Below are 19,319 nucleotides of genomic sequence, written 5' to 3' on the forward strand. Positions count from 1 at the left end.
AACATTCCGTGCACGTCAACCAATTTCGGGAAGTATCTGATTTCGGTGGTATTATCGCAGGCTGTCCGGTGCAACATGGGCTTTACCGGGCAAACGTGTTCCAGGTGCTCCACGGGTCTTCCAGACCAGGAGTTAAACGGGAAACAGGTGCGCGTGCTTCTCGCCGAAGCCGCAATGCCTGTGCTGCCCCCGCAACGGTAAGCAAGCGCAAGGTGTGTCACACCGCCACTGGGCCCCAGGCCTGGGAAGGCGATACACCGCGTCCGGTCCGGCATCTTTCTGCCCCACCGGCTCAGCTTGCGAGCCCGGATACCGGCCTTGATCACATGAAGCGGCAGTGCCACGGGGTGGTGGCGACGAGCGCGGTCATGGATCTTCCCGGACCTTCTCTGCACCTCCTCCCCCGGCACCGCCAAGCGCAATCCACCCGGCGGCGGGGACGCGGCCGGGCAAGGGAGAAACCAACAGATGATCATCCGCCTTTCCGCTGCCGCCATCGCGGTCGCCTCCGCCTTCCCCCTCACCGCACTGGCCGCCGACAACGAGCAGCCCACGGTGACCGTTACCGCCACCCGCCAGGCCCAGCGCGCCGACGAGGCCATCGCCGACATCACCGTGATCGACCGTGAAGTGATCGAGCGTGCCGGCCCGAGCTTCTCGCTGCCCGAGCTGCTGGCCCGCCAGCCCGGCATCCAGATGAGCTCCAACGGCGGTCCGGGCAAGGCCACCGACATCTCCATCCGCGGCACCAATTCCAAGCACACCCTGTTCCTGGTGGACGGCATGCGCCTGGGCTCTGCCACCCTCGGCACGGCTGCCTGGCAGGACATCCCCCTGTCCCAGATCGAGCGCATCGAGATCGTTCGTGGACCCGCCTCGGCCCTGTATGGCGCCGACGCCATCGGCGGCGTGATCCAGGTCATCACCAAGAAGGGCAGCGGCGAACCGAAGATCAATGCCTTCGTGGGCGCCGGCAGCTACGGCACCCGCGAAGTCTCCGCCGGCGTGGCCGGGGGTACCGAGCAGCTGTCCTATTCGGCCCGCGGCGGCTACTCCCATACCGACAGCTTCAGCGCCCAGAACCGCAAGCTGTCCACCTACAACCCCGACAACGACCTGTACCGCAACGGCAACTTCTCGGGCAACTTCGCCTGGCGCCCCGCCGCCGGCCATGAACTGGGCGGCTCGGTGCTGTATGCCGAGAGCCGCTCCATGTACGACTCGGGCCGCACTTACGACAACTACAACAACGCCGCCCAGAGTGCCTGGAACCTCTACAGCCGCAACCGCCTGACCGATATCTGGACCAGCACCGTGCGCTTCGGCCAGTCCATCGACGACTACGAGAACTTCGCCTCCTACGCCCCCACCGGCGCCACCATCAAGACCACCCAGAACCAGTTCATGTGGCAGCACGACGTGCGCCTGCCGGTGGGCTCCCTGCTGGCGGCCTACGAGAACCTGCATCAAAAGGCCACCAACGAAGGCACTTTCGACGTCAGCCGCTCGGTCAACTCCTTCCTGCTCGGCTGGACCGCCAGCATCGACGCCCACCGGCTGCAGCTCAACGCCCGCCACGACGACAACTCCCAGTACGGCGGCAAGACCACCGGCTACGCCGGCTACGGTTACCAGATCCTGCCCAGCCTGCGCGTCCAGGGCAGCGTCGGCTCGGCCTTCCGGGCACCGACCTTCAACGAGCTGTACTACCCCGGCTTCGGCAACCCCGAGCTGAAACCCGAAAACGCCTACAACAAGGAAATCGGCCTGCTGTGGGAGCAGGGCGGCCACAACCTGAGCGCCACCTACTACCGCAACCGCATCAGCAACCTCATCGCCAACGACCAGAACTTCATCCCCCGCAACGTGGCCAACGCCAAACTCGAGGGTGTCACCCTGGGTTACGGCGGGCAGCTGGCGGGCTTCGATCTCACCGCCAGCGTGGACTTCCTCGACCCGAAGGACACCGACACCGGCAAGCGCCTGCAGCGCCGGGCCAACAAGTTCGCCAACCTGGCCATCAGCCGGCGCATCCAGGCCCTCACCGTGGGCATGGAATGGCGCGGCTCCGGCGACCGCTACGACCGGGCGGGCGAGATCCGGCCCCTGGGCGGCTACGGTGTGCTCAATGCCTACGCCAAGTACGCCCTCACCCACGAGTGGGCTGTCGAAGGCCGGGTGAACAACCTGCTCGACAAGCAGTACGAGACCGCCTACGGCTACAACACCCCCGGCGCCAATGTCTTCTTCGGCGTACGCTACGCTCCGAAGTAAGACATGAGCGGAGGGACCATGGCCCACGGGCAGGCAGCAAGGCGCAATACCGGCATGCTGTCGGTGCGCCGCCGCGCCGGCCTGGTGCTCACCGGCCTGGTGCTGGCGGCCCTCGCCGCCTTCGCCTGGTCCCTCTCCGCCGGCGCCCTGCCGGTTTCCTTCGACGACCTGCTGGCGGCCCTCTCCGGCACCGGGGGCGGCATGGAGGCGGACATCATCCGCAGCCTGCGCCTGCCCCGGGCGGTGGCCGCCTTTGCCTGCGGCGGCCTGCTGGCCCTGGCCGGCGCGCTGATGCAGGTGCTGCTCCGCAACCCCCTGGCCGACCCCTACGTGCTGGGCATCTCCGGCGGCGCGGCGGTCGGGGCGCTGGGTGCCATCCTGGCCGGAGCCGCCGCAGGCTGGATCGACGCGGGGGCCTTCATCGGCGCCCTCGGCGCCACCCTGCTGGTCTTCGGCCTGGCCCACGGAGACGGGTCCTGGACCCAGACCCGTCTCCTCCTCACCGGCGTCATCGTCGCCGCCGGCTGTGGCGCGGCGGTGGCCCTGATGCTCAGCCTGGCCCCGGAAGGCCGCATCAAGGGCATGCTGTTCTGGCTGATGGGCGACGCCAGTGGCGCCACCCGCCCCTGGCCGGCCCTCGGCTTGCTGGCCATCGGCCTTGCCGCCGCCCTGCCCTTCGCCCGGGAGCTCAACCTGCTGGCCCGGGGCGAAGTCACCGCCCGGGCCCTCGGCGTGCGGGTCGGGCGCCTGCGCGGCCTGGTCTATGGCCTGGGCTCGCTGCTCACCGCGGTGGCCGTCACCACCGTCGGCTCGGTGGGCTTCATCGGCCTGATCGTGCCCCATCTGGTGCGCCTGGCCATCGGCAACGACCAGCGTCTGCTGCTCCCCGCCGCCACCCTCGCCGGCGGCGTGCTGCTGTGCGCTGCCGACACCGCTGCCCGCACCGTGGTCGCCCCCATCCAGCTGCCGGTGGGGGTGCTCACCGCCCTCATCGGCGTACCGGTGTTCCTCTTCCTGCTGGCCCGTCACCCGCGATGAAGATGGACGCCCGCCCCCCCGTGCTGGCCGCCGACGGCCTCACCGTCCAGGTGGGCCGGCGCGACGTGTGCCGCGATCTGGACTTCACCCTGCAGGCCGGCGACACCCTGGTGATCCTGGGCCGCAACGGCGCCGGCAAGACCACCCTGCTGCACACCCTGGCCGGCCTGCGCGACGCGGCCCGCGGCGCCGTGCTGCTGTCGGGCCAGCCCTATGGCGCCTGGCCGCGGGGCCACGAGGCCTGCCTGCGTGGCCTGCTGGCCCAGAGCCAGCCGGATTTCTTCAGCGCCACGGTACTCGAGACCGCCCTGGTGGGCCGTCACCCCTACCTGGGCCGCTGGGACTGGGAGAGCCCCGACGACGAAGCCATCGCCCTCACCGCCCTGGCGCACATGGGGCTGGACGGCTTTGCCGAGCGCCAGGTGCCCACCCTGTCGGGGGGCGAACGCCAGCGCCTGGCCATTGCCGCGCTGCTGGTGCAGCAGCCCCGTCTGTACCTCCTCGACGAGCCCCTGTCACACCTCGACCTGCACCACGAGATCACCGTGCTCGACCACTTCCGCGGCCTCGCCGCCGGGGGCGCAGGGGTGGCCATGGTGCTCCACGACATCAACCTCACCGCCCGCTACGCCAGCCACGTGCTGCTGCTCGACGGCAAGGGCGGCCACGTCTTCGGGCGCGCGGCCGAGGTGCTCACCACCGACACCCTGTCCGCTGCCTACGGCCACCCCCTGCGCGCCATCGCCGACGGCGGGCACACCCTTTTCGTGCCGGTCTGAACCGGCCCCCTCCCCACCCGAGACACCCCATGAGCACACCCGCCCAGAACCCCGCATCCACCGAAAACGAACGCAACGCCCGCCACAAGGCCCGCATGGAGCGCAAGAAGGCCGTGGTGGATGCCGCCATCGCCGCCGCCACCGACACCCGCGGCCTGCTGCTGGTGAACACCGGCAACGGCAAGGGCAAGTCCAGCGCCGCCTTTGGCGTGCTCGCCCGGGCCATCGGCCACGGCATGAAGGTGGGCGTGGTGCAGTTCGTGAAGGGCCGCTCCGACACCGGTGAAGAAGCCTTCTTCCGCCGCCAGCCCGAGGTGAGCTGGCACGTGATGGGCGACGGCTTCACCTGGGACACCCAGGACCGCAGCGCCGACATCGCCAGCGCCAAGGCCGGCTGGGAGCAGGCGCGGCGCTTCCTGGACGACCCCGAGATCGGCCTGGTGGTCCTCGACGAGCTCAACATCGCCCTCAAGTACGCTTACCTGGACCTGGCCGAAGTCCTCCGCGACATCAACAGCCGCCCCGAGATGCAGCACGTCATCGTCACCGGCCGCGGTGCCCCCGAGGCCCTGATCGAGGCCGCCGACACGGTAACCGAGATGGGCGTGGTCAAGCACGCCTTCAAGGCCGGCATTGCCGCCCAGGCCGGGGTGGAGTTCTGACCCGCCTGCGGTAAACCCCGGTTCAGGGCCGGGGCCGGGACGCGCTAAGCTGGGCGCCCTTCCCCACTCCGGCCCCACCATGCACCGCATCGTCACCCTCGAAGCCGGCGCCCTGATCGCCAACGTCCGCCGCCCCGCCTTTGCCCACGATTGGGTCGAGCACGACGCCACCCGGCAGGAAGACGTGGCGGCCCGCCTGGCCGACGCCACCATCGCCATCGTCAACAAGCGCCTGCTCACCGCCGACATCATCGCCGGCCTGCCGCAGCTGCAGATGGTGGCCATCGCCGCCACCGGCTACAACAACATCGACCTGGAAGCCTGCCGCGCCCGGGGCATCGTCGTCTCCAACGTGCGCGGCTACGCCCGCGAGACCGTACCCGAGCACGTCCTGGCCCTGCTGCTGGCCCTGTCCCGGCAGATCGGCCCCTTCCACCGCTCGGTGGCCGCCGGGCGCTGGCAGCAGAGCGAACAGTTCTGCTATTTCGACTACCCGATCCGCGACCTCCACGGCCGCACGCTGGGCCTGCTCGGCAGCGGCAGCCTGGGTGAAGGCGTGGCCCGCCTCGCCGAGGCTTTCGGCATGCGGGTGATCCGGGGCGAACGCAAGGGCGCCGACAGCCTGCGCGAGGGCTACGTGGCTTTCGACACGCTGATCCGCGAGGCCGACATGATCAGCCTGCACTGCCCCCTCAACGACGCCACCCGGCACCTGATCGGCGCGGCAGAACTGGCCGCCATGAAACCCGGCGCCCTGCTCATCAACACCGCCCGGGGCGGGCTGGTGGACGAAGCCGCCCTGGCCGACGCCCTGCGGGCCGGCCACATCGGCGGCGCCGCCTTCGACGTGCTGAGCGAGGAGCCCCCCCGGGACAACCCCCTGCTCGCCCCCGACCTGCTGGACGCCGGCAACTTCATCCTCACGCCCCATGTGGCCTGGTCCAGCCGGGAGGCCATGCAGACCCTGGCGGACCAGCTGATCGGCAACATCGAGGCCTTCGTGGCCGGCGAGGCGCGCAACCGGGTGGCGTGAAGCCTCCGGCATGGCAGTGGCGGGAGGGCTGGGAGGGGTATGCCCCGCCTCACGCCTTCTTCGGCCGGCCCCGTTTCTTCGGGGCGTCGCCCTCGCCCTTCACCTCCGGCAACGGCGCAAGCAGGGCGCGGATGTCGTCCTCGCCGAACTTCACCGTGCCCTGGTGATCCTCGGCGAGGATGCCGGCGGCGAGCTCGGCCTTTTTCTCCTGCAGGCCGAGGATCTTTTCCTCGATGGAGCCGGCCACCACCAGCTTGTAGACGAACACCGCCTTGGTCTGCCCCAGGCGGTGGGCCCGGTCGGTGGCCTGGTTTTCGGCGGCGGGGTTCCACCAGGGGTCGAAGTGGATCACCGTGTCGGCGGCAGTGAGGTTGAGGCCCACGCCACCGGCCTTCAGGCTGATCAGGAAGACCGGCACCTCACCGTCCTGGAATTGGCGGATGGGGGTTTCCCGGTCCTGGGTGTCGCCGGTGAGGGTCACGTAATCGATGCGCCGGGTGGTCAGCTCGGCAGCGATCAGGCCGAGCATGCCGGTGAACTGGCTGAACAACAGGATGCGCCGCCCCTCCTCCACCAGCTCCGGCAGCATGTCCATCAGCAGGTCGAGCTTGGCCCGCTCCTTGACCTTGGCGGCGGCGTCGGTCTTGAGCAGGCGCGGGTCGCAGCACACCTGGCGCAGCTTGAGCAGGGCGTCGAGGATGACGATCTGGCTGCGGGCGAAGCCCCGGGCGGCGATCTCGTCGCGGACCCGCTGGTCCATGCTGGCGCGCACGGTCTCGTAGAGGTCGCGCTGGCGGCCTTCGAGCTCGACGCTACGCACCACGATGGTCTTGGGGGGCAGCTCGGTGGCCACCTGCTCCTTGCGCCGGCGCAGGATGAAAGGGGCGATGCGGCGGGCCAGCAGGTCGCGGCGCACGGTGTCGCCGTGCTTCTCTACCGGGGTGCGCCAGCGGGCGGTGAAGTCCTTCTGGTCGCCCAGGAAACCCGGCAGCAGGAAGTCGAACTGGCTCCACAGCTCGCCCAGGTGGTTCTCCAGGGGCGTGCCGGTGAGGCACAGGCGGTGCTTCGCCTTGAGGGTGCGCACCACCTGGGCGGCCTGGCTGGCGGCGTTCTTGACGGTCTGGGCCTCGTCGAGGATCAGGGAGTGGTACTCGTGGGCGGCCAGCTGCTCCCGGTCGCGCCACAGCAGCGGGTAGGTGGTGAGGCAGACGTCGTGCTCGGGGATCTTGGCGAAGGCCTCGGCCCGGCCGGCGCCACGCAGGCTGAGCACCTTGAGATCGGGGGCGAAGCGCTCGGCCTCCCGCTGCCAGTTGAACACCAGGGAGGTGGGCAGCACCACCAGGGCGGGTTTGCCCAGGCGCCGGCCGCGCTTCTCGGTGAGCAGGTGGGCGAGGGTCTGGGCGGTTTTGCCCAGGCCCATGTCGTCGGCCAGGATGCCGCCCAGCTCATGCTTGCGCAGGTGCTGCAGCCAGGCCAGGCCTTCAAGCTGGTAGGGGCGCAGATCCAGGGCAAAGCCCTTGGGCGCGGCCACCGCCCTGATCTTTCCGGCGCCGCGGATGCGCTCGATCCAGCGTTCCAGGCTGGCCAGGCCTTCGGCGCGCCAGCCGTCCCCGAGCACCTCGGCCAGGCGCGGGGCATCGAGGCGCGACACCTTCAACGTGGCGGACGGGGTGTCGAAGAGATCCACCAGGTTGCGGGCGATGGGCTTGACCCGCTCGGCGGCCAGGGCCACCCGGTCGCCGTCGTCGAGCTGCACCAGCACCTGGGCATCATCGGGGATGCCGTCGATCAGCTTCGGGTCGAGCCAGCGGGCGTCCTGGCGGAAGACGGCGTGGAGCATGGGCGCCAGATCGATCCGCCGGCCATCCACCTCGACCCCCAGGGACACCTCGAACCAGCCCTCGTCGCTGTCCTCGATGTTCACCTCCCAGCCCGTCGCCACCAGCACCCGGTGGCGGAAGTCCTTGGGGCAGTCGATGTGCCAGCCGGCGGCGCGCAGCACCGGGGCGACGATGGAGAAGAAGTGGATCCAGTGGGCCTCGCTCTCCAGGCCGTAAAGCCCTTCGGTGACGGTGCCCGGACTGATCAGCCAGCCACGCTTGAGGGGCTGGAAGCCGGCGGCCAGAAAGGCCTTCCAGGCGGTCTCCTCGGCGGCGAGGTCACGCTGCACGCGGACGGCCCGGCCATCGGGGAGGCTGGCCAGCTCACTGGTGGCGCCGGGCTCGAAACGCGCCTCGCCGTAAGTGAAGGCCGGAGTAGCCACGTCGTACTCATGGCCGCCGAAATCCGCTTCGTAGCCCCGGTGCTTGCGCCAGCTCCAGCAGAACAGGGAGGCCAGGCTGAGGACAGGCTGGCAGGGCAGCGCCAGCAGGGGCAGCTCAGCGGCCCGCTGGCCCTGGGGCGAAGGCAGGCCGGGCGCCACTTCGGCCAGGGCGTTGGCGATGACCGGCAGTTCGGCCGGGGCCAGGGCCGGCAGGGCGAGCAGCTCGGCAATCACTGTGCTGTCTTCCAGCAGCACACGACCCACCTCGCCGACGGCGACATCCAGGTAGGCCAGGGGCTCGGTGCGCACCACCAGAGTGGCAGGGGGCTCGGTGGCAACCCGCGCCTTGACGCCGTTCGCGCCGGGCACCCATTCGAGGCGTCCGGGGCGGGTAGCACCGGCGCGCAGGGGCGATACCCGCCCGTTGCCCTCGACCTCCAGGTAGGCCCGGCCGGTGGCGACCGCCGCATCCAGCAGGGCCAGGCCGGCACTGCCATGGAGATGGGGCCAGCCATAGCCGCCGGTGCGCCGGTTGGTCTCGCGCAGCAGACGGAACACGTTGAGGTCTTCGTCGCGCACGAAACCGGGGGGGCGCAGCAGGGCCTGTTCGTAGTTGGACCATTCACCGGCCAGGCTGGTGAGGCCGCCGTCGGCCCCCACCCGGGCCTTGAGTAGGCTGAACTCCAGCTCGTCGCCCGTGGGCAGGCTGATCACCGAACAGAGGTAGAAGATGGCTTCCTTGGGGGCGGCGGCCTTCTTCGCCTTGCCAACCTTGTCCACCCGGTCACGCAGGCTGCGCGCCCAGGCGAGGATCTCGGCGCGGGGCTTGTCCACCAGGGCACCCGGGCGGCGGGCGGCGAGAATGAGGGCAGCCGCATGCTTGCAGCGGTTGCCGACCGGGCAGGTGCAGCGAGTCGCCAGCTCGATACTGCCCTGGCCGAAGAACTCCCGCCGCTCGATCCGCACCGATACCCGGTAGGGTACCGGCTCGGTCCCCTGGACCTGGGCCTGGAGCTGGTTGCCCGCCATCTCGATGTGGCGCACCCGCCCCACGTAGGTACGGGCCCGGCTGAGGGAGCTGGCGGAGAACAACTCGCCGAGGAGGGCGTCGTCGAGCTGGGCAAGAAGGCGGGGGAGATCCATGCCGGCGGCCGGGCAGAGAAAACCCCCGATTCTAGGCTTTGCGGCGCTGCAGCGAAACCAGCCCGGGAGACTCAGGCGCTGGCGTCGCGGCCGCTGTCCAGCGAAAAACCGGCGGCGTCGAGGATGGCCGGCAGGGCCTCGGCGGCGCGCAGACGCAGGCGGATGTCTACCCGCTCGCTGACGGGCGTGCTGCCCGGATTGATCTCGATGGTCGGCACGCCGTTTTCCAGGGCCCACAGCACCGGGCCGGCGATATAGGGGAAGGCGCTACCGGTACCCACCGTGAAGATCAGGTCGGGCCCTGCCGCGAGCACGGTCTCGAAGCGATGCACGGCCTGATCGGGCAGGCTCTCGCCGAACAGCACCACGTCAGGGCGCAGGACACCGCCGCAGTGAGGACATTCGGGGGGGATGGACAAGCCGGCATAGTTTTCCACCTGGCGTACACGGCCGCAATCCACGCAGCGCAGGCGGCGCAGGGTGCCGTGCATCTCGATGACGTCCCGGGAACCGGCCTCCAGGTGAAAGCCGTCCACGTTCTGGGTCAGGGTGGTCACCGTGCCGTGCAGGGCTTCGAGGCGGGCGATTGCGTAGTGACCCGCATTGGGCCGGGCGCCCCGGCAGCTGGATTCGATCTGCGCCAGGTAGCGCCAGGTGATGTCGGGCCTGGAGCGGAAGACCTCGCCGGAAAGTGCCTGCTCGATAGGCAGCCCGATGTCGGTGAGGGCCCCTTCGTACAGGCCACCGACGCCCCGGTAGGTGGGCAGGCCGGAATCGGCTGACAGACCCGCTCCGGTGATGAACAGGATGCGCCTGGCGGCAGACAGCAGGCGACCTGCGGCAGCAATCCGGTCGGCGTAATCGGCTATGGTGGCGTTTGTCATGCTGAGCCCCTTGCGGGAGAATTCCGGGGTGACACGTGCGTCGCCCGAGGGCGACACACGCCGAGACTGCAATTCTGACGGCCACAACGATCGCAGGCCATAGGGGAAGCCGAAAAGAACATGTGCCAGCTACTGGGGATGAACTGCAACACGCCGACGGACATCTGCTTTTCCTTCGCCGGCTTCCAGGCCCGCGGCGGACTGACCGACGTGCACGGGGATGGCTGGGGCATCGCCTTCTTTGAAGGTCGCGGCGTGCGGGTCTTCCTCGACCCCAAGGCCAGCGCCCATTCGCCGGTGGCCGAGCTGGTGCGCAATTACCCGATCCACTCCCTCAACGTGATCGCCCACATCCGCAAGGCCACCCAGGGTTTCATCAGCCTCGAGAACACCCACCCCTTCCAGCGCGAGCTGTGGGGGCGTTACTGGGTGTTCGCCCACAACGGCAACCTGCAGGATTTCTGCCCCGATCAGCGCGGCGACTTCCAGCCCGTCGGACAGACCGATTCGGAGCGGGCCTTCTGCCACCTGATGGAAACCCTCAACCGCGACTTCCCCGACGGAGAACCCCCGCAGGCGGAGCTCTTCGCCGCCATCCGGCGCATCGCCACCGACATCGGGCGCCACGGTGAATTCAACTTCCTGCTGTCCAACGGCACCTGCCTGTTCGCCCATTGCGCATCCCGGCTGACCTACATCGTGCGCAAGGCGCCGTTTGACGAGGCCCACCTGAAGGATCAGGACATCACTGTGGATTTCCGCCAGCTGACCTCCCCGGCCGACCGGGTGGCCGTGGTGGCCACCACGCCGCTGACCGACAACGAAAACTGGGCCACCATCCCGCCCGGTACGCTGATGCTGTTTGTCGACGGCGAACCGGTGGATGCGGGGCCCGCCGATACCTGCGCTTTTGTTCGGGCACCTGGCTGAGGATAGGATGTCAAAAGTGCCTGAAAATACAATTTCTATGAATTACGTCACAGCCGGACAGCTGTGAAAATTTGCGATGTATCCGGGCTAAAATCATCGGATACCGCCAACCCGGGTCGAAACATCCATGCCGACAAGCGCCCCGAAAGACTGCCCCCTGTGTTTCCCCGAGTGGGAGAACGTACTCTGGCACGACGCGAGCTGCCGGGTGATCCGGGTCAGCGATCCGGACTACCCCGGCTATTGCCGGCTTGTGTGGACCGAGCATGTGGCAGAGATGAGCGATCTTTCCCCCGCTGAACAGCGCCACTGCTTCAACATCCTGATGGCAGTCGAGGTCGCCGTGCGGGAGTGCTTCCGGCCCGAGAAGGTCAACCTCGCCAGTTTTGGCAACGTGGTGCCGCATCTGCATTGGCACGTGATTCCGCGCTACCTCGACGACCGCCACTTCCCCCAGCCCGTGTGGGGGCAGAGCCAGCGCAAGGGGGGCAACTCGCCGGCACCCGAGGTGGATGACGCCCGTCTCGCCCTGGCCATACGCAATGCCGTTGCCGAGCACCTTTCCGGCTGAACGCGGAGGATAGCCCCATGACGGACAGCCCCCAGAATTACACCGATCTGCGCAGCGTGGAGCAGTATCGCAAGCTGCTGCGCAACCTCCACACCCTCAATGCCGCCGAGAGCCACGCCACCCTCGTGCGCATGCTCGAGGGCCTGCTGGCCAGCCCCCTCGGGCCGGAAGAGCAGCTGGAAGTCCTCGAGTCGGCGCGCCAGACGATCACCTTCGTGCAGCACGAGATGTCGTCCCGCTATGCGGCCCACCCGCTCCCTCCCGACAGCGCCGAGGACGCCACCCTGCGTCAGGTGGTACGCCTGTGGACGGCCCTCAGCACGGCCTACGCGCGCCTGGTGGAAAGCGGCGCCGGCAGCGACGAGTTCCGGGCCCAATGGCCCTTGCTGGCGCAGCGCCGCATCCAGTATCTGGGCCAGGTGATCATCGAGTATTTCCGGGCCCACCGGGCCGAGCCCCAGGGCGCGTGGAAAGCCGTGCATTCGGCCTATCTGGAAGCGGAACGGACGGGCGTGGCCCACAGCCGGGTCATCGATCCCCTCAACAACACCTGGAAGGCCCAGAGCCCCGACGAGGCCTACATCGCCCTGCTGCTGGTAGATCTGACCAATCCCTACGGCCGCAACCAGCGCGAGCTCAACTGGATCTGCCGCTGGGCCCAGCGTTTTGCCCCCTACTGCATCATGCAGAGCGAATGGGAGAAGGACGACGTTCGCGCCTACGGCCTGGATCTGACCGAAGACCACGGCCTGCGCCCCATCGCCCTGATCGGCAGCCGGCCCGGCATGCGACGTTTTGACGGACACCGCCTGGCGGCCCAGATCAAGGCCATGCTGGCCGAATTCAAGCAGGGCACCACACCGGCCTCCCTTGGCCTGGGTGACGACTGCTCCCAGCCCGCCTGCGCCCGCCTGCTGGTCTCCCTGTACCGACCCTGGGGCATGTCCGCCGCGGGCCGCCGTTTTCCGCGGCACAGCAAGAAGGTCGGCAACATCATCAGCACCGACTGGGAAGCCATCGGGCTGCTGGTGTCCGGGCAGGAGTTCGTCCCCCCCAACCGGCGCCAGACCATGGGCAGCCGCTACGATCTCAACGTGATCACCTTCGGCGCCCGTGTGGATGACGAGGTGCCGACCATCATCGATGCCGAAGCCGAGGTCAGGCGGCGGGGTTTCCACATCGACGAATGGACCACCGTCGATCACTCGGTGTCGGGTTTCCGGCTGCAGCGCAAACACCCCGGGCAGCGCATCGAGCACCATCAGCTGGTCGGCATCAAGCCCGGCGACGGCAATCAATACCTGCTCGGCCAGGTGAGCTGGCTGATGTATGAACCCGATGGCACCCTGATGGCCGGCATCCATCTGCTGACAGGTCTGCCGACATCGGTGGCCGTCCGGGGAACGGGCCTCAATGTGAGCCCTCACGAGCCCTACGCCCAGGGCTTCCTGCTTCCCGAAGTGGCGGCCATGCGTGCTCCGGCCAGCATCGTGCTGCCGGGTGGGTGGTTCCATGCCGACAAGGTGCTCGAACTGCACACCGGCGAGCCACGCCAGATCCGCCTCACCTCGCTGGTGGCCCGGGGTACCAATTTCGACCAGGCAACCTACGAGGTGGTCGTTTCCTGAGCGCGGTCGCCCGCCTCAATCCACCAGGCGCCGGGCCGGAAAACAGGCCGTGAAGGTGCTGCCGGTGGCGGGCTCGCTCTCGATCAGCAGGTCGCCTTGGTGGCGGCTCAGCACATGCTTGACGATGGCCAGACCGAGGCCGGTCCCTCCGGTCTCCCGGGAGCGGCCGCGATCAACCCGATAGAAACGCTCGGTCAGGCGGGGAATGTGCTCGGGTGCAATCCCGATCCCGTCATCCTTCACCGCGTACTCCACCACGGAACCCCGCTGACGCCAGCTGATGCGGATATGCCCCCCCGCCGGGGTATAGCGCACGGCGTTGATGGCCAGGTTGGCAAAGGCGCTGTAGAGCTCCTTGGCGTTGCCGAGCAGGCGGGCGTGGGTGCTGCAATCGAGCTCGATGGTGTGCCTGCCCCCCGAAACCACCTGCGCCTCCTGCTGCACCTCTTCAAGCAGATCGGCCACATCCACGGCTTCCTCGTGGCGGATCGGCTCGTCGGCTTCGAGGGCTGACAGGGTGAGGAGGTCCTGGATCAGCCGCTGCATGCGCCCGGCCTGCTCGGAAGCCAGACCCAGGTAGTGGCGGATGTCGTCCTTCTCCAGATCGTCCAGCCCATCGATGACGGTCTCGAGAAAGCCGGTGACGACGGTCAACGGGGTTCGCATCTCGTGGGACACGTTGGCCACGAAGTCGCGGCGCATGGCCTGCAGGCGCTCACCCTGGGTGATGTCCTCGGACATCAGCAGACGCATGTCCTCGCTGAAGGGCACCACGTGAACCATCAGCATCCGGGGATGGGGCCGGCCAATGTTCAGGATCAGCGGTGCCTCGTAATGGCCGTCCTCGAGGTAGCGGACGAAATCAGGCTGGCGAACCAGGTTGGTGATCGGCATGCCCTGGTCGCGGGCCTGCTCCAGGCCGAAATGCTGTTCTCCCTGCCGATTGACCCATTCGATCGTATGGGTGTTGGACAGGAACAGCAGCCCGTGGGGCATGGCCTGACTGGCTTCCCTGAAACGCTCCAGGGCCGAAGACAGGCGCTGCTGCCGACGGTTGGCACTGCGCGCGCGGCTATTCACATCAGCAAAGATGTAATCCCACATGCCGACGGCGCGGGGCATGGGCGGCGAGTCATCCACGGGAGTCCGCAGCCAGCTCACCAGTTTGTGCAGGTTGCGGACGTGATAGATACCCGCCAGCAGAAGACCGGCAGAAAAGAGGAGGAGCGCGGCAAGCGGATCGAACACAGCCCAGACAAGCAATGCCGCAAGGGCAATGAGTGCCAGGTAGGTGAAGGCTGCAACGAAGATATAGCGGACCGGCCGAATGGCCATCATCCCTTCAGCAGGCTGAACTGACATGAATTATCGCACGGGGGCGGCAGATTCCTGCTGGGTCGAAAAGCGGTAGCCACTCCCCCGCACGGTCTGCACCAGGCTGTCGTGACCACTGGGCTCGAGGGCACAGCGCAGGCGGCGGATATGCACATCCACGGTCCGTTCTTCCACGAAGACATGATCGCCCCACACCTGGTCAAGCAACTGGGCGCGGGAATGCACGCGCTCGGGGTGGGTCATCAGAAAGTGCAGCAGACGGAATTCGGTCGGTCCAAGGGTGACCGGATTACCCGATGCAGCCAGCCGGTGGGTGGCCGGGTCCAGCCGCAATCCACCCATCTCGACCGGATCCTCGGTGGTCTCGGGGGCCCGGCGGCGCAGTACGGCCTTGATGCGCGCCACCAGCTCCCGCGGCGAGAAGGGCTTGGTGATGTAGTCGTCGGCACCGGACTCCAGGCCGAGCACCTTGTCCTGCTCCTCACCCCGTGCCGTCAGCATGATCAGCGGAATGCCGCGGGTACGCTCCTCGGCGCGCAGACGCCGGGCAAACTCGACGCCGGACATGCCGGGCAGCATCCAGTCGAGCAGAATCAGGTCAGGCAGGGCGTCGCGCACGATGCGCTGGGCCGTTTCGGCATCGGCAGCCCGCACCACGTGGTGACCGGCCCGCATCAGATTGGCGGCAATGAGTTCCTGGATGGCAGGCTCGTCTTCAACAAGCAGGATGGTGGCGGGCATGGAGACCTCGGTGATTTCTGGCGACCGGCGCAGTGTATTGCAGCAACTTGAAGTTTTGATGACAGGTCACGCGCCTGCAACAGCGCCGCAGCTTGCTCCCCGACAGGGCAGGAAAGCCACCTTCTAGTATCATTCGCCCATCACGAACTCAGATCCCGGATCTCCATCATGGCAGGCCTGCGCAAGGACGATCCCGTCCCCACCGAAATCAAGTTGCACCAGCGTTCGCGCATCATGGAAGTGAGCTTCGACGATGGCCGGAAGTTCGAATTCAGCTTCGAATTCCTGCGCGTCTTCTCGCCCTCCGCCGAAGTCCGCGGACATGGGGTCGGTCAGGAAGTCCTGCAACTGGGAAAGCGTGACGTGGACATCACCCGTATCGAGCCCGTCGGCAACTACGCCATCAAGCCCGTCTTCTCCGATGGTCATGACAGCGGCCTGTATTCGTGGGATTACCTCTACGACCTGGGTGAAAACCACGACGATCTGTGGCAGACCTACCTGCTGCGCCTCGCCGAGGCCGGCGGCAGCCGCGATCCCGCCCTGCAGCCCGCGCCGGCGCCCAAGGGCGGCGGCTGCGGTCACCATCACTGATTTTCAGCTGGCCCCTCCGGGGGCCAACTCCCTCCGATTCCGATCCGTATCCCGATCATGAATGACAAGACCACCCATTTCGGCTTCCAGAAGGTTGCCGAATCCGAAAAGGCCGGCAAGGTAAGAAGCGTCTTCTCGTCCGTTGCCTCCAGCTACGACGTGATGAACGATCTGATGTCCTTCGGCCTGCACCGCCTGTGGAAGGCCTTCACCGTGCAGATCGCGGGTGTCCGCGCCGGTGACAGGGTGCTCGACGTCGCTGGTGGAACCGCCGACCTGTCGCTGGCCTTTGCCAAAAAGGTCGGGCCCACGGGCCAGGTCTGGCTCACCGACATCAATCACGCCATGCTGTCCCGTGGTCGCGATCGTGTCGTGGACAAGGGCTTCCTGCTGCCCGTCGCCCAGTGCGATGCCGAAAAGCTGCCCTTCCCCGACAACCACTTCGACGTGGTGACCGTGGCTTTCGGACTGCGCAACATGACCCACAAGGACGCCGCCATTGCCGAAATGCGCCGCGTCCTTAAACCCGGCGGCCGTCTGCTGGTGCTGGAGTTTTCGAAAGTCTGGAAGCCACTCGCCCCGGCCTACGACTTCTACTCCTTCAAGCTGCTCCCGATGATGGGCGAGAAGGTCGCCAAGGATGCCGACAGCTATCGCTACCTGGCCGAGAGCATTCGCATGCATCCCGACCAGGAATCCCTGAAGGATCTGATGGAAGCCGCGGGCCTGGCGCGGGTCGAATACTTCAACATGACTGCCGGCGTGGTTGCGCTGCATCGGGGCTACAAACTCTGAGTTCGGGGACCGGAATGCTCACCTCCTCAGCCATCGCAGGCCTCAACCACGTTCTCGGCGATGCTCCCTGGGCCCGGGAGAGGCTGGCCCCCTTTGCCGGCCGCAGCGCCGCTTTCGTGCTCAAACCGCTGGAGCTCGGGCTGGGCATCGATGGCGATGGTTACTTTACCGAGGCGGCAACGACATCACCCGATGTCGTTCTCGACTTGCCCCTGGCCAGCCTGCCCAAGCTGATCGGTGGTCCTGACGCGCTGATGGCCGACATCCGCATCAGTGGCAATGCCGATCTGGCAGACACCCTCGGTTTCGTGCTGCGCAAACTGCGCTGGGATGGTGAAGAAGCCCTGTCACGCCTGATCGGTGACATTGCTGCCCATCGAAGTGTCAGCGTCGTTCGCAGCGTGGCTGGATGGCATCGGCAGACTGCGCGCAACGTTGTCGAAAATCTTGCCGAATACCTGAGCGAAGAGCAGGCCGTACTGGTCAAACGCCACGCCCTTGAAGACCTGGCCAATGAAAGTGCGGCCCTCCGCGATGATCTGGCCCGGCTCGACAAGCGACTGCAGAAACTCGAATCCGCGCGCTAAGGCCGTAGTCACCACGCAAAATGCAAAAAGGGCAGCCCGTTTGGACTGCCCTTTTTGCAATACAGCGAACCGTTGTGCTTAGTGGCCGCGCTTCTTCAGCTTGTTGATGGCTGCGATCTGCGCAAGTGCCGAAGCCAGCTCGGATTGGGCCTTTGCATACTCCAGGGCGGAACCCTGGTTCTTCAAGGCTTCTTCCGCGAGGCGCTTGGCATCCAGTGCCTTGGCCTCGTCCAGATCCTTGCCACGGATGGCGGTATCTGCCAGAACCGTAACGAGGTTGGGCTGAACTTCCAGCAGGCCGCCGGCCACGAAAACCAGCTCTTCTTCAGCCTGGTTCTGGACCTTGACGCGCACGGCACCCGGCTTGATGCGGGTCATCAGCGGCATGTGGCCGGGCATGATGCCCAGTTCACCTGCTTCGCCGGGCAGCGCCACGAACTCGGCCAGACCGGAGAAGATCTGCTCTTCCGCGCTGACGATATCGACATGAATGGTCATTGCCATAGCTAATTCCTCCTCAAACCGGCAGCGCTACAGGAGCGCCGCCGGGCGATGGTCGCATTGATCAGAGGGTCTTCGCTTTTTCGAAGACTTCTTCGATCGGGCCGACCATGTAGAAGGCCTGCTCGGGCAGATGGTCCACTTCACCGCTGAGAATCGTCTTGAAGCCCTTGATCGTTTCCTTCAGGGGAACGTACTTGCCGGGGGAACCGGTAAACACTTCCGCCACGAAGAACGGCTGGGACAGGAAACGTTGGATCTTACGGGCACGGGCGACAAGCAGCTTGTCTTCCGGGGCCAGTTCGTCCATACCCAGAATCGCGATGATGTCACGCAGTTCCTTGTAACGCTGAAGGGTCTGCTGCACGCCGCGCGCGGTGTTGTAGTGCTCTTCGCCAACCACCAGCGGATCGAGCTGACGGGAGGTGGAGTCCAGCGGATCCACAGCCGGGTAGATACCCAGGGCAGCGATGTCACGGGACAGCACGACGGTCGAGTCGAGGTGGAGGAAGGTGGTCGCGGGGGACGGGTCGGTCAAGTCATCCGCAGGCACATACACGGCCTGGATGGAGGTGATCGAGCCCACCTTGGTGGAGGTGATCCGCTCCTGCAGACGGCCCATTTCTTCGGCCAGCGTCGGCTGGTAACCCACCGCGGAAGGCATACGACCCAGCAGCGCGGACACTTCGGTACCGGCCAGGGTGTAACGGTAGATGTTATCCACGAAGAACAGGATGTCACGGCCTTCGTCACGGAAACGCTCGGCCATGGTCAGGCCGGTCAGCGCCACACGCAGACGGTTGCCGGGGGGTTCGTTCATCTGACCGAACACCATCGCCACCTTGTCGAGAACGTTGGAGTCCTTCATTTCGTGGTAGAAGTCGTTCCCTTCACGGGTACGCTCACCCACGCCGGCGAACACCGACAGACCGCTGTGCTGCTTGGCGATGTTGTTGATGAGCTCCATCATGTTCACGGTCTTGCCCACACCGGCGCCACCGAACAGACCCACCTTGCCGCCCTTGGCGAACGGACAGATCAGATCGATAACCTTGATGCCGGTTTCGAGCAGATCCACGGAGGGAGAGAGCTCGTCGAACTTCGGAGCCTTCTGGTGAATGGTCCGGCGCTCGTCGCACTGGATCGGGCCGGCTTCGTCGATCGGACGACCCAGCACATCCATGATGCGGCCCAGGGTGCCGTGGCCCACCGGCACAGCGATACCCTTGCCGGTATTCGAAACTTGCATGCCACGACGCAGGCCGTCCGAAGACCCCAGCGCAATGGTACGCACAACGCCATCGCCCAGCTGTTGCTGAACTTCGAGAACCAGTTCAGAACCAGCCAACTCGAGGGCGTCGTAAATCTTGGGCATCGCGTCGCGCGGGAACTGCACATCCACCACGGCGCCGATGCATTGAACGATCGTTCCTTGACTCATCGTCGTTTCCCCAAACTTGTTAAACCGTTACACCGCGGCTGCGCCGCCGACAATTTCGGACAGTTCCTTCGTGATCGCGGCCTGACGGGTCTTGTTGTAGACCAGTTGTAGTTCGCCGAT

The 19,319-nt window shown here is 66.8% G+C and carries 18 protein-coding genes and 1 riboswitch; of the genes, 11 read left to right on the forward strand and 7 right to left on the reverse strand.

The window, feature by feature from the left end; translation table 11 throughout:
* Positions 1–85 precede the first annotated feature (85 nt).
* A riboswitch (cobalamin riboswitch) is annotated at positions 86–336 on the forward strand.
* 132 nt (positions 337–468) lie between these two features.
* The 5 genes from L6Q67_RS07690 (at position 469) to L6Q67_RS07710 (ending at position 5,786) form a co-directional block, all read left to right on the forward strand.
* Positions 469–2,274: a TonB-dependent receptor gene (locus L6Q67_RS07690; protein WP_296567699.1), complete on the forward strand. Its 1,806-nt coding sequence runs from the start codon at positions 469–471 to the stop codon at positions 2,272–2,274.
* Positions 2,275–2,328: 54 nt separating this feature from the next.
* Positions 2,329–3,312, forward strand: a complete 984-nt coding sequence (locus tag L6Q67_RS07695) for an iron ABC transporter permease (protein ID WP_296567752.1) — start codon at positions 2,329–2,331, stop codon at positions 3,310–3,312.
* A 2-nt stretch (positions 3,313–3,314) separates the two neighbouring features.
* Positions 3,315–4,091 (forward strand): ABC transporter ATP-binding protein, encoded by a 777-nt coding sequence (locus L6Q67_RS07700; RefSeq protein ID WP_296567700.1) that lies wholly within the window; start codon positions 3,315–3,317, stop codon positions 4,089–4,091.
* A gap of 29 nt (positions 4,092–4,120) precedes the next feature.
* Positions 4,121–4,753 carry a cob(I)yrinic acid a,c-diamide adenosyltransferase gene (gene cobO / locus L6Q67_RS07705; protein ID WP_296567701.1) on the forward strand — a complete coding sequence of 211 codons (633 nt, stop codon included), beginning with the start codon at positions 4,121–4,123 and terminating at the stop codon, positions 4,751–4,753.
* A gap of 79 nt (positions 4,754–4,832) precedes the next feature.
* A complete protein-coding gene (locus L6Q67_RS07710) occupies positions 4,833–5,786 on the forward strand; it encodes a D-2-hydroxyacid dehydrogenase (protein ID WP_296567702.1) in 954 nt (317 codons plus the stop codon).
* A gap of 49 nt (positions 5,787–5,835) precedes the next feature.
* Here L6Q67_RS07710 and L6Q67_RS07715 read toward each other — a convergent pair whose 3' ends face one another.
* Together L6Q67_RS07715 and L6Q67_RS07720 are read right to left on the reverse strand one after the other, a co-directional pair.
* Positions 5,836–9,192: a DEAD/DEAH box helicase gene (locus L6Q67_RS07715; RefSeq protein ID WP_296567704.1), complete on the reverse strand. Its 3,357-nt coding sequence runs from the start codon at positions 9,190–9,192 to the stop codon at positions 5,836–5,838.
* A gap of 71 nt (positions 9,193–9,263) precedes the next feature.
* A complete protein-coding gene (locus L6Q67_RS07720; RefSeq protein ID WP_296567706.1) occupies positions 9,264–10,076 on the reverse strand; it encodes an NAD-dependent deacylase in 813 nt (270 codons plus the stop codon).
* A 120-nt stretch (positions 10,077–10,196) separates the two neighbouring features.
* On the opposite strand from L6Q67_RS07720, the gene L6Q67_RS07725 reads away from it, so the two are divergent.
* The 3 genes from L6Q67_RS07725 (at position 10,197) to L6Q67_RS07735 (ending at position 13,205) form a co-directional block, all read left to right on the forward strand.
* Entirely contained in the window at positions 10,197–11,006 is an 810-nt protein-coding gene (locus L6Q67_RS07725; RefSeq protein ID WP_296567708.1) for a class II glutamine amidotransferase, read from the forward strand.
* Positions 11,007–11,133: 127 nt separating this feature from the next.
* Positions 11,134–11,577 carry an HIT family protein gene (locus L6Q67_RS07730; protein WP_296567709.1) on the forward strand — a complete coding sequence of 148 codons (444 nt, stop codon included), beginning with the start codon at positions 11,134–11,136 and terminating at the stop codon, positions 11,575–11,577.
* Between the two features lie 17 nt (positions 11,578–11,594).
* A complete protein-coding gene (locus tag L6Q67_RS07735; protein WP_296567711.1) occupies positions 11,595–13,205 on the forward strand; it encodes a hypothetical protein in 1,611 nt (536 codons plus the stop codon).
* A gap of 15 nt (positions 13,206–13,220) precedes the next feature.
* On the opposite strand, the gene phoR is transcribed toward L6Q67_RS07735, so the two are convergent.
* Both phoR and phoB read right to left on the reverse strand, forming a co-directional pair.
* Positions 13,221–14,567, reverse strand: a complete 1,347-nt coding sequence (phoR, locus tag L6Q67_RS07740; protein ID WP_296567713.1) for a phosphate regulon sensor histidine kinase PhoR — start codon at positions 14,565–14,567, stop codon at positions 13,221–13,223.
* 3 nt (positions 14,568–14,570) lie between these two features.
* Positions 14,571–15,281 (reverse strand): phosphate regulon transcriptional regulator PhoB, encoded by a 711-nt coding sequence (gene phoB, locus L6Q67_RS07745; RefSeq protein ID WP_296567715.1) that lies wholly within the window; start codon positions 15,279–15,281, stop codon positions 14,571–14,573.
* A gap of 168 nt (positions 15,282–15,449) precedes the next feature.
* On the opposite strand from phoB, the gene L6Q67_RS07750 reads away from it, so the two are divergent.
* From L6Q67_RS07750 to L6Q67_RS07760, 3 genes are read left to right on the forward strand one after another with little or no spacing between them, the layout of a single operon-like run.
* The gene (locus tag L6Q67_RS07750) at positions 15,450–15,875 is read left to right on the forward strand and encodes a DUF971 domain-containing protein (RefSeq protein ID WP_296567717.1); all 426 of its coding nucleotides are present in this window, start codon (positions 15,450–15,452) and stop codon (positions 15,873–15,875) included.
* A 57-nt stretch (positions 15,876–15,932) separates the two neighbouring features.
* Positions 15,933–16,670, forward strand: a complete 738-nt coding sequence (gene ubiE, locus L6Q67_RS07755) for a bifunctional demethylmenaquinone methyltransferase/2-methoxy-6-polyprenyl-1,4-benzoquinol methylase UbiE (RefSeq protein ID WP_296567719.1) — start codon at positions 15,933–15,935, stop codon at positions 16,668–16,670.
* Between the two features lie 14 nt (positions 16,671–16,684).
* Positions 16,685–17,257 carry an SCP2 sterol-binding domain-containing protein gene (locus L6Q67_RS07760; protein WP_296567721.1) on the forward strand — a complete coding sequence of 191 codons (573 nt, stop codon included), beginning with the start codon at positions 16,685–16,687 and terminating at the stop codon, positions 17,255–17,257.
* Between the two features lie 78 nt (positions 17,258–17,335).
* Here L6Q67_RS07760 and L6Q67_RS07765 read toward each other — a convergent pair whose 3' ends face one another.
* From L6Q67_RS07765 to L6Q67_RS07775, 3 genes are all read right to left on the reverse strand, one after another.
* Positions 17,336–17,761 carry a F0F1 ATP synthase subunit epsilon gene (locus L6Q67_RS07765; RefSeq protein ID WP_296567722.1) on the reverse strand — a complete coding sequence of 142 codons (426 nt, stop codon included), beginning with the start codon at positions 17,759–17,761 and terminating at the stop codon, positions 17,336–17,338.
* A gap of 61 nt (positions 17,762–17,822) precedes the next feature.
* Complete coding sequence (gene atpD, locus L6Q67_RS07770) at positions 17,823–19,199, reverse strand: F0F1 ATP synthase subunit beta (protein ID WP_296567724.1); 1,377 nt, start codon at positions 19,197–19,199, stop codon at positions 17,823–17,825.
* 27 nt (positions 19,200–19,226) lie between these two features.
* The coding region (locus L6Q67_RS07775; RefSeq protein WP_296567753.1) for a F0F1 ATP synthase subunit gamma at positions 19,227–19,319 on the reverse strand (93 nt) is incomplete at its 5' end.

This window comes from Zoogloea sp. (genome assembly GCF_023150065.1).
In the GTDB taxonomy this organism is placed as follows: Bacteria; Pseudomonadota; Gammaproteobacteria; order Burkholderiales; family Rhodocyclaceae; genus Zoogloea.

What these genes read in the sequence shown, in the direction of transcription:
- L6Q67_RS07690 (WP_296567699.1), top strand. Translation starts at nt 469, where the DNA reads ATGATCATCCGCCTTTCCGCTGCCGCCATCGCGGTCGCCTCCGCCTTC.
- L6Q67_RS07695 (WP_296567752.1), top strand. Translation starts at nt 2,329, where the DNA reads ATGCTGTCGGTGCGCCGCCGCGCCGGCCTGGTGCTCACCGGCCTGGTG.
- L6Q67_RS07700 (WP_296567700.1), top strand. Translation starts at nt 3,315, where the DNA reads ATGGACGCCCGCCCCCCCGTGCTGGCCGCCGACGGCCTCACCGTCCAG.
- cobO (WP_296567701.1), top strand. Translation starts at nt 4,121, where the DNA reads ATGAGCACACCCGCCCAGAACCCCGCATCCACCGAAAACGAACGCAAC.
- L6Q67_RS07710 (WP_296567702.1), top strand. Translation starts at nt 4,833, where the DNA reads ATGCACCGCATCGTCACCCTCGAAGCCGGCGCCCTGATCGCCAACGTC.
- L6Q67_RS07715 (WP_296567704.1), bottom strand. Translation starts at nt 9,192, where the DNA reads ATGGATCTCCCCCGCCTTCTTGCCCAGCTCGACGACGCCCTCCTCGGC.
- L6Q67_RS07720 (WP_296567706.1), bottom strand. Translation starts at nt 10,076, where the DNA reads ATGACAAACGCCACCATAGCCGATTACGCCGACCGGATTGCTGCCGCA.
- L6Q67_RS07725 (WP_296567708.1), top strand. Translation starts at nt 10,197, where the DNA reads ATGTGCCAGCTACTGGGGATGAACTGCAACACGCCGACGGACATCTGC.
- L6Q67_RS07730 (WP_296567709.1), top strand. Translation starts at nt 11,134, where the DNA reads ATGCCGACAAGCGCCCCGAAAGACTGCCCCCTGTGTTTCCCCGAGTGG.
- L6Q67_RS07735 (WP_296567711.1), top strand. Translation starts at nt 11,595, where the DNA reads ATGACGGACAGCCCCCAGAATTACACCGATCTGCGCAGCGTGGAGCAG.
- phoR (WP_296567713.1), bottom strand. Translation starts at nt 14,567, where the DNA reads ATGTCAGTTCAGCCTGCTGAAGGGATGATGGCCATTCGGCCGGTCCGC.
- phoB (WP_296567715.1), bottom strand. Translation starts at nt 15,281, where the DNA reads ATGCCCGCCACCATCCTGCTTGTTGAAGACGAGCCTGCCATCCAGGAA.
- L6Q67_RS07750 (WP_296567717.1), top strand. Translation starts at nt 15,450, where the DNA reads ATGGCAGGCCTGCGCAAGGACGATCCCGTCCCCACCGAAATCAAGTTG.
- ubiE (WP_296567719.1), top strand. Translation starts at nt 15,933, where the DNA reads ATGAATGACAAGACCACCCATTTCGGCTTCCAGAAGGTTGCCGAATCC.
- L6Q67_RS07760 (WP_296567721.1), top strand. Translation starts at nt 16,685, where the DNA reads ATGCTCACCTCCTCAGCCATCGCAGGCCTCAACCACGTTCTCGGCGAT.
- L6Q67_RS07765 (WP_296567722.1), bottom strand. Translation starts at nt 17,761, where the DNA reads ATGGCAATGACCATTCATGTCGATATCGTCAGCGCGGAAGAGCAGATC.
- atpD (WP_296567724.1), bottom strand. Translation starts at nt 19,199, where the DNA reads ATGAGTCAAGGAACGATCGTTCAATGCATCGGCGCCGTGGTGGATGTG.